Source organism: Rheinheimera texasensis (genome assembly GCF_964031785.1).
Taxonomy (GTDB): Bacteria; Pseudomonadota; Gammaproteobacteria; order Enterobacterales; family Alteromonadaceae; genus Pararheinheimera; species Pararheinheimera texasensis_A.
Genome location: NZ_CAXIRE010000013.1, coordinates 43,260 through 57,964 on the forward strand (window position 1 = coordinate 43,260; position 14,705 = coordinate 57,964).

General features: G+C 54.2%; 14 protein-coding genes. All 14 read right to left on the bottom strand.

What is annotated here, in order from left to right; translation table 11 throughout:
* Positions 1-4: 4 nt before the first annotated feature.
* A complete protein-coding gene (locus ABNT34_RS03340; RefSeq protein ID WP_348728792.1) occupies positions 5-1,486 on the bottom strand; it encodes a glycoside hydrolase family 28 protein in 1,482 nt (493 codons plus the stop codon).
* A gap of 192 nt (positions 1,487-1,678) precedes the next feature.
* Positions 1,679-2,590 (bottom strand): LysR family transcriptional regulator, encoded by a 912-nt coding sequence (locus ABNT34_RS03345; protein ID WP_348728794.1) that lies wholly within the window; start codon positions 2,588-2,590, stop codon positions 1,679-1,681.
* 22 nt (positions 2,591-2,612) lie between these two features.
* Positions 2,613-3,128 carry a DUF2938 family protein gene (locus ABNT34_RS03350; RefSeq protein WP_348728795.1) on the bottom strand — a complete coding sequence of 172 codons (516 nt, stop codon included), beginning with the start codon at positions 3,126-3,128 and terminating at the stop codon, positions 2,613-2,615.
* 14 nt (positions 3,129-3,142) lie between these two features.
* Positions 3,143-3,373 carry a DUF2798 domain-containing protein gene (locus ABNT34_RS03355; RefSeq protein WP_348728796.1) on the bottom strand — a complete coding sequence of 77 codons (231 nt, stop codon included), beginning with the start codon at positions 3,371-3,373 and terminating at the stop codon, positions 3,143-3,145.
* A gap of 230 nt (positions 3,374-3,603) precedes the next feature.
* Complete coding sequence (locus tag ABNT34_RS03360; RefSeq protein ID WP_348728797.1) at positions 3,604-5,190, bottom strand: MFS transporter; 1,587 nt, start codon at positions 5,188-5,190, stop codon at positions 3,604-3,606.
* Positions 5,191-5,281: 91 nt separating this feature from the next.
* Positions 5,282-5,776, bottom strand: coding sequence for a cupin domain-containing protein (locus ABNT34_RS03365; protein ID WP_348728798.1), 495 nt, complete (start codon positions 5,774-5,776; stop codon positions 5,282-5,284).
* Positions 5,777-5,940: 164 nt separating this feature from the next.
* Entirely contained in the window at positions 5,941-6,546 is a 606-nt protein-coding gene (locus ABNT34_RS03370; protein WP_348728800.1) for a class I SAM-dependent methyltransferase, read from the bottom strand.
* 158 nt (positions 6,547-6,704) lie between these two features.
* Positions 6,705-9,110 carry a TonB-dependent receptor gene (locus tag ABNT34_RS03375; RefSeq protein ID WP_348728801.1) on the bottom strand — a complete coding sequence of 802 codons (2,406 nt, stop codon included), beginning with the start codon at positions 9,108-9,110 and terminating at the stop codon, positions 6,705-6,707.
* Between the two features lie 226 nt (positions 9,111-9,336).
* Complete coding sequence (locus ABNT34_RS03380; protein ID WP_348728802.1) at positions 9,337-10,203, bottom strand: hypothetical protein; 867 nt, start codon at positions 10,201-10,203, stop codon at positions 9,337-9,339.
* Between the two features lie 107 nt (positions 10,204-10,310).
* The gene (locus ABNT34_RS03385) at positions 10,311-10,670 is read right to left on the bottom strand and encodes a YbaN family protein (RefSeq protein ID WP_348728803.1); all 360 of its coding nucleotides are present in this window, start codon (positions 10,668-10,670) and stop codon (positions 10,311-10,313) included.
* Between the two features lies 1 nt (position 10,671).
* Complete coding sequence (locus ABNT34_RS03390; RefSeq protein ID WP_348728805.1) at positions 10,672-11,664, bottom strand: LacI family DNA-binding transcriptional regulator; 993 nt, start codon at positions 11,662-11,664, stop codon at positions 10,672-10,674.
* Positions 11,665-11,844: 180 nt separating this feature from the next.
* Positions 11,845-13,140 carry a TRAP transporter large permease gene (locus ABNT34_RS03395; protein WP_348728806.1) on the bottom strand — a complete coding sequence of 432 codons (1,296 nt, stop codon included), beginning with the start codon at positions 13,138-13,140 and terminating at the stop codon, positions 11,845-11,847.
* Complete coding sequence (locus tag ABNT34_RS03400; RefSeq protein WP_348728808.1) at positions 13,140-13,640, bottom strand: TRAP transporter small permease; 501 nt, start codon at positions 13,638-13,640, stop codon at positions 13,140-13,142. The genes ABNT34_RS03395 and ABNT34_RS03400 overlap by 1 nt, the downstream gene beginning before the upstream one ends.
* Positions 13,633-14,679, bottom strand: coding sequence for a TRAP transporter substrate-binding protein (locus ABNT34_RS03405; RefSeq protein ID WP_348728810.1), 1,047 nt, complete (start codon positions 14,677-14,679; stop codon positions 13,633-13,635). The genes ABNT34_RS03400 and ABNT34_RS03405 overlap by 8 nt, the downstream gene beginning before the upstream one ends.
* Positions 14,680-14,705 lie beyond the last annotated feature (26 nt).

Sequence of the window (14,705 nt, forward strand, 5' to 3'; positions counted from 1 at the left end):
AAAATCAGACTTTTGCCGTTTCAACCTCAAAACGCCAATGCTGACCATTGACCAGCACTTGCTGACAATCCAGCTGCCCGACCGCTTCCAGCACACCGACACTCTGGCAATTCACCCGCACACTGGATAACTGCAGCGGGCCTATTTGCGCTTCGGGAAAGCCACGCAGCTCAAACAGCCTGTCGGCTTTGTCGACCTGTAAGTTGTGCACCGAAATATTGCGCACTGTCGGCAAAAACGCGCCATCCCGGCCTTCTTCATAAAAGTAGTTCACGACGATGACGTCTTTGACCTCACCGATGACGATGTCCCTAAGTGCCACGGTATCAATCAGACCACCGCGCAACGCGTTGGTTTTGATACGCAGGCCGCGGTCGAGCTCGGGGCTACTCATCAACAAACGGCGGGCAAAAATGTGATTGGCGCCGCCGGAGATTTCGCTGCCAATCACCACACCACCATGACCGGCTTTCATCGTGCAATCCTGGATCAGCACTTGTTCGACTGGTCGGTTGATACGCCGGCCATCGGCATTGCGGCCGGATTTCAGTGCGATGCAGTCGTCACCGGTATCAAATAAACAATGCTCGATCAGCACGCGGCGGCAGGATTCCGGATCGCAGCCATCTGAATTTGGCCCGTGCGATACTACGTTCACGCGGCTAATCCGTACATCTTCCGACAACACCGGGTTTAACACCCAAAACGGCGAATTCTGTAACGTCAGGCCTGCCACCAGCACTTGCTTGCACTGATACACCTGAAACAGCGGCGGGCGCAGAAAATTCTCCGGCAATACCCGATCGGCAACAGCTTTGCCCTGCTCCACCCACTGCATTAATAAATCACGGCCGGCATGCTGCACTTTGTTGTCATCGACCGGCCAGGGCGTGTGTTTCCACTGGCCTTTCCACGGCCACCAGGCGCTGTTACTGCCACCACCATCAATAGTGCCTTCGCCGGTGAGGCCAATATTCTGCGCACCAAAAGCATATATCAGCGGCTGATACCCCATCAGTTCCATGCCTTCCCAGCGGGTAAACACTAACGGCAGGTAAAGTTCTGTCGCCGGATGAAAAGCCAACAAGGCATCTTTTGCGACATGCAGCTCAACATTAGATTTCAGTGTTAAAGCGCCACAAGGCCAGCTACCTGCCGGCACCAGCACCCGGCCACCACCGGCCTGATGGCAGGCGTCTATGGCGCTCTGAAAGGCGGCTCTGTTATGGCGCGCGGTATTGAGATCGCCGGGCTTACCGGTATGGGCCGCAAAAGCGCTGACGTTAAACACCCGGGCAGGAAAGCTGGTGCGGGCCAAATCACGTTCAATCGCATCAGCCTGATCCCATAACAAGTCCAGCGCTGTGCGTGGCGGATAGCTGAAAGCTGCCACGGGATCTGCTGCTGAGCTGCAACGCCATAACGCCAATGGCAGCGCGGCAGCAAGGCCGGCTTGAAGAAATTGGCGTTTTGGCATATTCGGCATCGGTGATCCCTGCTTTAACTGGTGGCCTGCAAATAAACCTTTGACAAGTTTGAATTGCAGCCTGAATTAAAAAGCAGCATAAGACAAGCTGCCACCGGTGGCAATAGCAGGACAAAAAATTTTGCCACCGCAGGACAGAAATCAGACCAGCCAGCCAGACATCACCACAATCGGAGATGCCGGGCCTATCGTCTAATTTGCGTAGCTATGCGCTGTCTCCTCGGCGATTTGCGCCATCAGCTGCAGCACCAGTACTAATAGAGGCTCTTGCCGGCGGCGTGCCAGACAGCCAAATACCAGCTGCACTTGCTGCAGCACAGGCCCGATTAACCGCACTTCGCCTTTCGCGGCGGCATCCCGTGCCGTAGGCGTATGCAGCAGGCCAATCCCCACTCCGCTGCTAATCAGTGCCCGCACTAGATGCTCCTGATCGGCTTCAATCATTTTCGCCGGCCGGAACTGTTGCCGGACAAACAAAGTCTCCGCGGCGCGGCCACAACAACTGCCTGCCGGCGCGCTGATCCACGGTAACAACGCCAGCCACTGCCAGTCCGGTTCCGGCTCCGCCCGAAAAGTTGACGGTAACAGCTGTGGCGACACCGCCAGCTGAATACCAAAACTGTCCACCGGCGCACTGAACAGCAGCTCCTGCTGCTCATATTCGGTGTAAAAACCGGCGTCGAGCCGCCCTTCGCGCAGCGCCGTGGCGATGTCAGCCGGGCTGCCAAACTCTAAGCTGACATCCAATTCCGGCGCGGTTTCACTGAGCTGCGCCAGCAACTTGCCGAGTAACACCGCACTGGCCCCACGATTTGAGCCCAGCCGCAGCCGGCCACTAAGGCCACCACGTAAGCGGCGTGCTTCGTCCAGTAAATCGTGCTGTTGCGCCAGCAGCTGCTCGGCTTTGCTTAAGATCACCACGCCATGTGGTGTCAGGCTCATGCCACGCACTGTCCGGTCAAACAACGCCAGGCCTAATTCCTCTTCCAGCGCTTTAATTTGCGCACTGACCGCCGGCTGGCTTAAGTACAGCTGTTCCGACGCTTTGGTCACTGCCCCGCTTTTGGCGACAGTAACAAAAATCTTTAACTGATAGAGTTCCATGCGGGCACCTCTGTAAACAAAATCAGACCGGCAATAAGGCCACAGACCAGACGTTATACAGCAACGCCGACAGGTACAAGCCAACACCAAACACCAGATGACTGCTCAGGCTTTTCAGCCGGCCCGCCCAGGGCGCCGGTGTTTTTGCCGCCGCAACCCCTAAGCCAAAAGCCGGCTGCATCAGAAAAAATGGCAGCAGCACTGTGACGGCGCCCAAAATCAACGCCGGTGCCAGGGTTGGCGACGCCAGCCATTGTCCGCCCTGCCACCAGAGCAAAGGCACTGCGAACACAACGCCAATGGCATAATGCGCAGTCCAGCCGAGCGCACATTCACCAGGCTGCGCCGGCGCTTTACCAATGCCATTGTGGCGGAATTGGCCATGGCGCATCAGCGCAAACCAGCGTCCAACCAGACAAAAGCTCAGTGATTTAATCCCAAAACCTTTATTCAGCAGTAGCGACCACAGGTCCAACAGTGCTGTCGCCCCGATACCCAGCACCAGCGCGGCGCCGCTCAGTTGCCATAAAGTTTCCATCATCATCTCCTGCCTCAGGCCTCTTTATCCACGACGGCATTGACCAGCATCCGCACCAGTGGCGTCACGGCGACGATAGTTGGAAAAGCGACGATAAAGGCCATGCCCCAGGCATGTAACCAGATGCCGGCCAGACCTTCGACCGGACCCAGATTCAGCAGCGTGATGACCAAGGACATAATGCCCGACATCAGCAGCGACATAAAAAACGAGAACACATAAGGGGTATGTTTGCGTGCGATCACTTGTTGCTCCCGGCGCCTGCAGCGGCACCTTTTTTCAGATTTCAGTTGGGTTGCTGCCGGTTTCTGCTGCAGTTGTCAGTGCAAGGGCCGGCGATGTGCACAGTGTGCAGCGCCGGGCTGGCGCCGTCTAATTGTCATTTCAGATAGGGGTATCAGTTTTTCTGAGGGTATAACAAAAAAGCCCCAATCTATAGTTGGGGCCTGAGTAGTTTATTGATTAAAGCTTGGTGTCAGCGGGTTTTCTCCAGTAATGCCTGATGCATATCTTCCAGCGCTTTACCGCGGGTTTCAATACCTTTGCGCTGCAGGACCAGCGCCGCAACCAGCAAAGCCAGACCAATTGCCAGCGCTGAACCACCGATATGGCTAAACCAGCCTAATACACCAAAACCAGCCCCAAGAATGCCACCAAACTTTGAACTGGCGGCGACAAGGCCTGAGCCGGACGCGCGTAAATGCACCGGATAAATTTCAGCGGCGTACGGGATCAACATCGCAATGACTCCACTGGCGCTGACCAGTAACAACGCGATGGCCAGCGACAGCCAGAACGGCTGATAAAACTGCAGGAAATCAAACAGCACAAAAGAGCCCAGCGACAACGCGGTCAGTAGCAGAAACAACCATAAGGTCTTGATACTGCTCCAGCTGTGATACAGCCAAATCACCAGTAACACCGCCGGGATCGCCATCAGCGCCGACTTGGCAATAATAGCGCTGGCTTCAGCGGCAAATCCCAGCTCACCGAGATTCACCGGCAACCACAGCAAAAAGCCAAAATTGACCAGGCCCCAGGCCACACCAGCCAGCAATAAACCAATGCTGAGACCGGCATAAGGCGCATGAAACAATTGGCTGATACCACCGCGCGCTTGCGGTTGTTGTTCAATAACTACATCCTGCTCGCCATGACCAGCGCTGCCAAAGCGCGCCAACACGGCACGCGCCTGCCCGCTCAGGCCCTGACTGGCCAGAAATCGCGGTGATTCCGGCATATAGCGGTTCAGCACTATCAGCAATAATCCGGTCGGTAAGCCGAGCAGCCACAACACCCGCCAGCTGAACATTGGCTCCAGCACGGCCGCAGAGCCGGCAGCGACCAGATAACCGCCGGCAGTGCCAATCCCGCCTAAAGCGACTAATAACCAGCCGCGATGCGCTGCCGGGATAGTTTCTGCCATCAGGGTAAAAGTGATAGGCAGCAAGCCACCGGCTGACATCCCCATCAGGAAACACATGATCAGATTCCATTCAAAGGTGGGCATAGCGCCGCAAATAGCGGTACCGATAAACATCAGCGCCGACAATAAAATCGCCGCACGCCGGCCAAACTTATCGGCAACAATACCCCAAATTACTGAGCCTATGGTGGTGCCTGTTAAGGCAACCAGGGCCAGGGTCCCTGCGGTCTGGCTATTGATTTCATATTCTTTTTTGATCCCAGGCATAACAAAACCCAAGGTCGCCGGCTTCATCACATCGACAATCACCGCCGCCAGCAAAACCCAGACTAAGGTCCAGTGCTGCCGGTTTAACGGGATTTGATCAGCGATATGAAAATACAGCGGGCTTTGTTGCCCGCGCAGGGCATCAAGCCGGGGCATCAGCCCATACATCGCCAGTAAAAGCCCGAGCGGGATCAAGGCCATACCGCCCAGCATCATATTGTCCATCGGCATGCCAACCATCTGATAGTCCATGTAGGACGCATGGATAAACATCGGCACATGCGCGAGCACGCCGGCGGTGATGGCCAGACAGCCCAGCCAGAAGGCCAGTGGATGATAAAATTGTAAGCCTGAACTCTGCGAAGACATCACAACTCCTGTAGTAAACTTTCAATCAGCATACGGAGTTCAGCAAACCCGCACAAGCCGGTACCGGACCTGTTTTAACACCAAATTCAGCTTAATAAGGCGTGCCGTCTTTGTGGCTGAATTGCCACTGGCCCGCGACGAAATCAGCGCGCAAGTCATTATCCGGATAAGTCACAGCATCGCCGGCACTGCGATCGCCGACTTCCAGATACCAAACCACAGCGTCACTGCGGTTTATGAGCTGATGGCCATCGCCGTTGCCGGCGGCAAAACCAGCGCACATGCCGGGCCTGAGCAAAGTCTCGCCGGCATCGGTGACAAGCGTCGGTGTGCCTTCGAGGATATAAATAAATTCGTCCTGCATCTGGTGATGATGACGCAGCGCCGACATCGCGCCCGGCGCCAGCTCGGTCAGATTGACACCAAAATTCTGCAGAGCAAATAAATCGCCCAGCACCCGCTTCTGCCGGCCCTGCATCATGGCGGCAAAAGGCGCAGGATAAATCGATGGTTTTTGCCGGGGGGCGACGTCCTGTGCTGTCACTGCCAATGGGCCGGTAGCACGCGGTTTGGTTGATTCAGTCATTGGGGGTTCCTTGCAAGGAGTCAGGCGTTAGTCAGTGGCTTTCACTGCGGCTGGCAGTGGCCAACTTCACCGGACAGATATTGCTGGAGCGCGGCGGCCAGCGCAGCAAGTTGCCTGGCAACAATGTGTTTCTGCAAATCTATCGACAAAAGCATCCGCGCGTTTTAGCCGCGCCGGCCCGTTAACAAAAACACCGGATACTGGCCGTGCGGTTTTTGCACCACACTGGCATCAACCACCTGCACCTGAGTAAAACCAGCGGCTTGTGCTTTTGCCGCGATGTCGGCACGGTCAAAACCACAATGGAATACCCCGGTGTCTTCAGTGTGAAAACTGCCATCCTCGAGGTCTAAATCGGCCAGCGCGATAAAACCGCCGGGTTTGAGCAGTCGTTGAAACTCACACAATAACGCCGGGATATCCGCAATATGATGCAAGGTCATCGAGGAGATAATGCCGTCAAACTGGCGCTGTAGCGGCGTTTGCAGCAGGTCTTGTTCCAGCACTTCCAGCTCGCAAGCGATGTCTGGCGCTTTGGCGCGCAGCTGCGCATTCATTGACGGAGAGACATCCACAGCAGTGATTTTGCCGACCTGCGGCGCGATTTGTTGCAATAACAAACCGGTGCCGGAGCCAAAGTCGAGTAGTTGCATGTCGCGCTGCAGCGTCACTTGGGTTTTGATGGCATGGCCAATCGCCACCACATTGTCGACCCGCTGCGGATTTTGTTCGTAGGACGCCGCTTTCTGGGCGAAAAAATCGTGGGACATCGCTATCTCCTCAAGTCTGACCGCTTTGTTTTATCAGACCCGTCGTCTAATTGGAATCTTGCTGTCTTGATGTTGGCGTTTTGCCATCAGACGACAGCCCGGAAAAAACAAAACGGCTTCAAGATGAAGCCGTTTTTCAGTCAGTGATCGATTTGCGATTAGAAGAAGCTGTAATCAACCCGGAAGGTAAAACTACGCTCCGGCGCATACAACACTGTCAGATTGTTTGTGCTGTTTGTCCGGCTGCGTGCCTGCTTAAACTCTTCGATTTCTTTATCCAGCAAGTTGTTGATATAGAAACTCAGTTTCAGATTGTCATTCAGCTCGACGCGGCTGGATAAATTGACGCGTTCATATGCATCTGAGGTATCAGAACCATCCGCGCGGGCACCGAAGTGCGATTTGTACTCGCCATAGGCTTCCACATCCAGCCGCACGTTAGTCTGCTTGTTATACAGCGTAAAGCCTTTGTCCAGACCGATATAAGCGTTGTACTTCGGCACTTGTGTCATATCCTGGCCTTTCTTCGCGCTCAGTGCTTCCACATCATCCAGCATTTTGGACGAGGTGTAAGAGGCGTTAAATACCAGATCTAACTGATCATCAAATGAATATTTGCTTTCCCACTCAACCCCACGTGAACGCGCTTTTGCTGCGTTCGCTGTGTAACTGAAACCACAGGTTGGCATGTAAACACTGGCCCAAACATCAGACCAATCGATTTGATAGACCGCAGTAGAGAACTGCAAGTCACCCATCCGGGCTTTGTAGCCTACTTCATAGTTGTCGATGCTGTCAGATTTGTAACGCTGGACATAACCTTTCGCGAATTCATCGGCGCGGCAGGCGTTTGCTAGTGGTGCGTTGTTGCCACCCGGACGATAACCCTCTGAATACAGGGCATAAACCGATTTATCCCCACTTTCCGGTAACCAGGCAATACTGAGTTTTTTCCGGTTGCCGGTTTCAGTACCTTCACTCAATACTTTACGGCCTTCCCGCGCTTCCCAAATCCCGCTGTAACCGTATGATGCATAGTCTTCCAGATCATAAAAACGGATACCGCCGGTCACTTCAAAATTGCCCACACCGGTTTCGAAGGTGTAAGACACTTCGCCGAATGCCGCCATTTCTGTAGCATAAGACCCGTTGTAATACAGGTTGTAGTTTTTGCTCTTATCACCATACAGTTTCTGGCCTAACTGGCCGACGTTAAAAATACCGAGCTCGCCCCAGTAGCCTTCCCAATCCACCCAGTCGTTCCAGGCGGAAAAGATCGCAATACTGCGGTCATCACTTTCGTGATATTGGTATTGGGTGTTTGGAATGGCACCGCGCCAGTCTTTGTCATAGAAGGCACCCACTGTCCACTTCAGATTCTTCACGTTGCCAAGATCCTGCAGACGCAATTCGTGTGTGGCCCGGGAGGTGTAGTCGTAGTTGATGATCCAGGTTTTAACCAGGTCGTTCATATCCAGCCGCGACCAGTTATCCAGCGAATCTTCGCGGATAGTACGGTAAGAACCGGCATAGGACAGACTGGCAATATCGCCCAGATTGTCAACATCAGCACTCAGAGTGATCAGATTGGTCCGGTCCTTCGCCCAACCATCTAAACTTTCCCAAAAATGATACTTGCTGACACCTTCGGGCGAACGGTTGCCAAAACACTCGGCGCGGCTCTGACCCGTTGCGCATTTAGTTGTACCAAAATCGACGTCAAAGCCATAGATTGAATCCGGATTGGCTGTGGTATTGGCATACATCCGGCTGGTGGGCTTAGATAAATCTGCAAAGCGGGTACCCCGTGAGTCGGACAACACGCTGTAGTAACCGAGGTTGAAACTGATGTCTTCTGTGGGTTTCCATAACAACTGACTGCGGATGTACTTGTCTTCAACTTTGTTCTGCATGCCGGTGTTGGCATTGATGATCGGGCTTGGTTTGGCCGAACTGTGGGTAGTGATCCGCATCGCCAGTTCATCGTCAATCAGTGGCAGGTTAACCGCAGCCCACACCTGTAAATCAGTACCGTCCACGCTACCGGTTTCTTTGGCTTGTAATGACGTGGCAAATTCAAAATTGTTCAGCTGTGGCTTTTTGGTAATGACCCGCGTAGTACCACCAATCGCATTTGACCCCCACAATGTACCTTGTGGACCGCGCAGCACTTCAACCGCTTCAACGTCATATAAATCAACGAAGTTAAACGGAATATCGTCAGTAAAAGATGAAGTGGTAGACGGCGCGGCACTGTTGCCACCAGACAAACCACGCAAAATCAAGGTTCCGGTTGGCGATGCAGCGCCAGCTAAAGTACGGTACAAATCATCTTTGGTAATGAGGTTACGATCATTAATTTCCAAAGCGGATACTGAGCTGACGTTCATCGGTACTTCGATTAATGTCTCTTCCCGCTTACGCGAAGTGACTTTGATGACTTCGATGTCTTTTTCTGCGTTAGGTGTTTCAGTCGCTTGCTGTAATGCCTGCGCATTAAACGCACTCAGTGACGCCAGTACTGCCAGATACATTGCTGATTTCGGTAGTTGAAGGTGTTTCATTGCATATCCTTATATTTATTATTTCTGGTATCAACGCATTACAAATGTAAATATTTGTAAGCTTCAGTAACAAAATATCGGCATGAATGAAGTTTTTCAACTTAAAAATTAAGCATTTTATGAATTAGATATATTTAATTGTCGAGACTTTTCCAACCTTAAGCCGACAGTAAATCAGACAAATTGATCTATTGCGGAACGATGAAGAGACAGACAGATGCAGAGCTCAACAGACACGCTGCCGCAGCCATAACGACAACCCCAGCATCAGGCCAAACCCCAACACTGGTGCAGCGCCGTAGCCTAACAGCGGTGCCGGTGTGGCGCCGGCGACTGAGCCGCCGTATAACACGGCATAATAAACCGCCACTGCGGCCAGCCAGGGTTGGTCCAGCAGGCTTTGCCGGTACAGCACCAGTAATAACAGGATGGCAGCGCCAATCACTAAAGCGCCACACCACCAGGCCACACTGAACGCCAGCGCAAACACACCTTCGACATAAGGCACACTTTGCAGGCCGTCCTGTTGCTGCAAAGCCCAATAACACAAGGCCAGCAAAGGCATAAAACAACCCAGCGGCAACCAACCTGCGCTGACACCGGGCCGGCAGGCCTGCAAATATAACAAAGGGAAAGCAATAGTCAGCGCCAATAGCTGGGCAGCGTCAGGTTGCAATGCGAGAAACAAAGCACCAGCCAGCAAAATGCCACAAGCTGCGGCACGGCTTGCTGGTTGCTGGAACAACACCGCCACCAGCACCAGAATGGCCGGCAGTAACAAACCACCACTATAAAGTTGCAGGGTGCCAAATTGCAGCCAACGCTGCGGCTGATTTGCTGAGAAAGTGCTGAATTCCGCCAACAGCGGTGCGCCAAGCAGCAACACCAATAAACAGGCAAAGGCCTGCAAAGTGCCGGGCATCACATCGCCATCACTGCGCGCACCAAGCCAAATCAGCGCTGCCGCCAGTAGCAAACTGCCGGCCTGCACCAGATACAACTGCGGCGCCACGCCTGCCAGCGCCAACACGGCAAAACCAGCCAACAGCGGCGCCATGCTGAACCACAATCCGCTTGCTCTGTCTGCCATCATGCTGCGTATCCTTTGCTGTGTTACCGCAGGTGCATAGAAAAAGACTGCAGAAAAATTCAGCAGAAGTAAATGGGGGCAAGCGGGAATTTGTCAGGAAAAACAGCTGGTCAGCGCTCAGGGCGACGCCATAACCAAATCAGCACCAGCGACAGGATGGCGCTGACCAATAACTGTAGCCACAGCGCCTGGCTGCTGTACCACAGCAGACTCAGACTCAGTGCCATCATCAGACTGGCCAGCCATTTGGCACGGCGCGGTACGGCACCGTGTTGACGCCATTGTTGTACCGGCGGTCCGAAGTGTGGATGTTGCAGTAACCAGCGCTCAAATTGTGGCCAGCCTTTACCGGCGGCAAAAGCAGATAACAACACAAAAGGCACGGTTGGCAGGCCTGGCAACAGCACGCCAATCAGCCCGAGCGCTAAACTGCCGAGAGCTAATAGCCGCCAACACCAGTTGAGCAACATATCAAAGCCGTTTAGTCGATTCCCGCACCACCAGCGTCGGCGCGACTTTGGCCGCGACATGGCCGGCGCCGTGGCGGTTATCTTCGATATCCATGATGATTTTGGTGGCAGCGAGCTGCGCCATTTGCCGTACCGGCCGGCGAATGGTGGTCAGCGCCGGAATGATCCGGCTGGCCAGTAAGTTATCATCGAAACCAGCGACCGACAGCTGGTCCGGTACTTTGATGCCAAGCTCATGCGCGGCTTTGAGAACGCCGGCGGCCATCTGGTCATTGTTGGCAAAAATCGCTGTTGGTTTTTCGGCACCGCTCAGTAGTTGCTGCGCACATTCGATGCCGGTTTCAAAACTGTTATTACCTTCGATGATCCAGTCAGGCCGCAGTTTGATGCCATAGGCCGACAACCCGAGCTGAAAGCCTTCCATCCGTTCGGTGGACGATTTATAGCGCTGCGGCCCGCTGATAAAGGCGATGTGCTGATGACCAAGCTGTGCAAAATAACGTGCCATCTCAGCGGCAGCAGCGCGGTCGTCCGACACTACCGAATGATAAGTTTCATCCAGCAGCACCGACGTTAAACGCACATAAGGCCGCTCGGCCTGTTTCAGCGCGCTGGCCAGATGATCGAGCTCCGACACCGGCGGCAACAAAATCACGCCGTCGAGTTTGGAGCGGTTGATAAAAGCAAAACAGTCCTGCACCAGGGTCTCGCTGCGGTAGCGGCATGGATGCACCACCAGTTCATAACCGAGCTGACTACAGACTTCCAGCACACCACGCTGCACATCATCGAGGTATAACGCATCGGGGTTGTCGTAAATCAGCCCGAGCAAATAAGAGCGGCTGGACGCCAGGCCACGCGCCTGTGGACTGGGGGAATAATTCAGCTCAGCTATCACTTTTTCCACTTTGACCCGCGTCGATTCCCCGACTGCCAGCGAGCCGTTAATCACCCGCGACACCGTGCGTTTGGACACACCGGCTAAGCGGGCCACGTCATTAATAGTGGATGATTTCAGTGTGTAAATGATAGTTCTCCCGGGCGGTCTGAGCTGCTGTATTGGCGCTACCAGCCTGTTCCTGTGCGGATAAAGGACCGGTAGCGCCATTCTAATGAACAAGCGATGGAAGTGCTACACCAACCAGCGGTGTTACTGCTTTGACCAATTGCGCCATTACAAACCGACAAATGCCGGCAACCATTCGCTGATCGCCGGAATATAAGTCACCAGCATCAGCACCACAAACATCGCGGCATACATTGGCAGCAGCGGCTTGATCATCTGCTCCAGCTTCACTTTGGCCACGGCACAGGCCACAAACAGCACACTGCCGACCGGCGGCGACACCAGACCAATCGACAGGTTCAGGATCATCATGATGCCAAAGTGCAGCGGCGACACACCAAGCTCCACCGCCACCGGCAGGAAAATCGGCGTGAAGATCAGCACCGCTGGTGTCATATCCATAAATGCACCGACCACTAACAAAATCAGGTTAATAATCAGCAGGATAATCAGCGGGTTTTCACTTAAAGCCAGTAAACCTGTACTGATGCTTTGCGGGATATTTTCATAAGACAAAATCCACGACATCGCGGCAGAAGTGGCAATCAGCGCCAGCACAATGGCGGTGGTTTCGGTTGATTTCAGCAGAATTTTACCCAAATCGGCCCAGGCCACTTCTTTATACACCAGCACCGCCAGTACAAAGGAATACACCACTGCGATAGCGCCGGCTTCGGTCGCGGTAAAGGCGCCTTTAATGATGCCGCCAATTACCACGATGATCATCAGCAAACTCGGCACAGCAGCAGCGATTTTACTGACCACCAGCTTCAGTGGTAAACGCGCCCCGACCGGATAGCCTTTGACGCGGGCATAACCGGCACAAACAATCATCAGCGCCACACCGAGTAAAATGCCCGGCAAATAACCGGCGACAAACAGCGCAGCAATAGACACCCCACCGCTCGCAATCGCATAGACAATCATGATATTTGACGGCGGGATCAGCATACCGGTGGTGGCGGCGGCGGCAGTGACCGCTGCGCTGTAAGAATCGTCATAACCCTGTTTTTTCATCTCCGGCAGCATAAAACTGCCAATCGCCGAAGTGGCCGCCACGGCCGAACCGGAAATAGCGCCAAACAACATACAGGACAACACGTTCACCAGCGCCAAACCACCCGGCAGCGCGCCGACCAGCGCCATCGCACATTCAATCAGCCGTTTGGCGATGCCACCGCGCCCCATCAACAACCCCGACAACACAAAAAACGGGATGGCGAGCAAAGCAAAACTATTCAGACCACCGGCCATGCGCTGTGCCAACGTCGTCAGCGCCGGCAGTAAATCCATACTGAGTAACATTGTGCCAAGCGTGGCGAGGCCAATACAAAACGAAATCGGCACATTTAAAAACAGCAGGACAAAAAAGATGCCCAACAGCACCAATGCAGACATTTCCATTATTCGCAGCCTCCGGTGGGCGTCAGCGTGTCGCCACGCCATAAACAAATCAGCTGGCAGACGCCATAAAATGCAATCAAAAACCCGGCCAGCGGCAAGGCCAGATAAATCCAGGCGACGCGAATACCTAAAGCTGCCGACATTTGATTGAGCTCAAACGTAAGCTGCACCAGCGCCCCACCGCCACCGACCATCACCGCCAGCGCAAACAACACCACCAGCGCGGTCAGTAAAATCGCCACCCGGCGCTGCCACTGCGGCGCGAATTTAGAGGTCAGAATATCCAGGCCCAGATGCTGGCCGGTGCGATAGGCCAGCGCCGCGCCGAGCATGCCAATCCACAGCAACAGCGTGCGGGAAATTTCTTCGGTCATTGAGCTTGGCTCGCCGAGAATAAAACGCGACACCACCTGCCAGCACACCACCAGAACGATGGCCGCCATCAGGCCAATCAGCAGGCGTTTTAACGCTTCATCCAGCCAGAATACGGTTTTATTCATGGTGATCCTCCTGCGCAGCTGGCACTGCAGCAGCCGGAGCTGTTACAGGCGGTAAAGCAGCAATTTTTGCCATCAAAGCGCCGACCGGCGTGTCTTTTAATGCCTGATGCAGCGGTTGCACTGCAGCGATAAAGGGCTGTTTATCCGGATAAATGACTTCCACACCGGCCGCTTTGACTTTATCAAGCGCCTCACGGGTTTGCGCCTGCCAGGCGTCACGCTGCCAGGCTTGGGAATCAGCAAAAGCCTGCTCCAGCCAGCCTTGTTGCTCAGCGGTTAAGGTATTCCAGATATGCTGGCTCATCAGAATCACATCCGGCACCGCGGTGTGTTCATCCAGCACGTAATATTTGGATAGTTCGTAATGGCGCGACAGGTAAAAACTCGGCGGGTTATTTTCGGCGCCATCGACTACGCCTTGCTGCAGCGCAGTGTAAAGCTCACCCCAATCGACCGGTGTGGCGGCGCCGCCTAAGGTTTGCACCATTTGCACCGCAGTCTGGCTATTTGGCACGCGGAATTTTTGCCCGGCTAAATCCGCCGGCGTGGTGATTTTTTTGTTGGTGGTATAAAAACTGCGGCTGCCGGCGTCGTAATAACCGAGGCCTTTGAGCCGCACCGGCTTAAGCTCTGCCAGCAACTGGCGACCAATGTCGCCCTGTAGCACTTGCCACAGCTGCTGTTCGTCGCGAAACACATAAGGCACGCTGAACAGCTGCATATTGGGCGCAAAACCTTCCAGCGGTGCGGCGGACACTTTGGTCAGCGCCAGCGAACCAATCTGCAGCAACTCAATCAGTTCGCGCTCAGAACCGAGCTGACCACCGCTGTAAATGCGGATCTTCATCGTGCCATGCGAATAATGCTCAAGCCGTTCGGCCAGCTTCACCATGGCTTTGTGCACCACATGCTCCTGGTCCAGCGTATGAGCCATGCGCAAGGTCAGCACCTGTTCTTCGGGTTTGCTGCAGCTGCTGAGCAGGACACTGAGTAGCATACTCAGCGCCAGCACGCCGCTGCGGCGCAACAAGCTTTTCATGTCTTCTCCCCTGTCGAGAAAAGGCG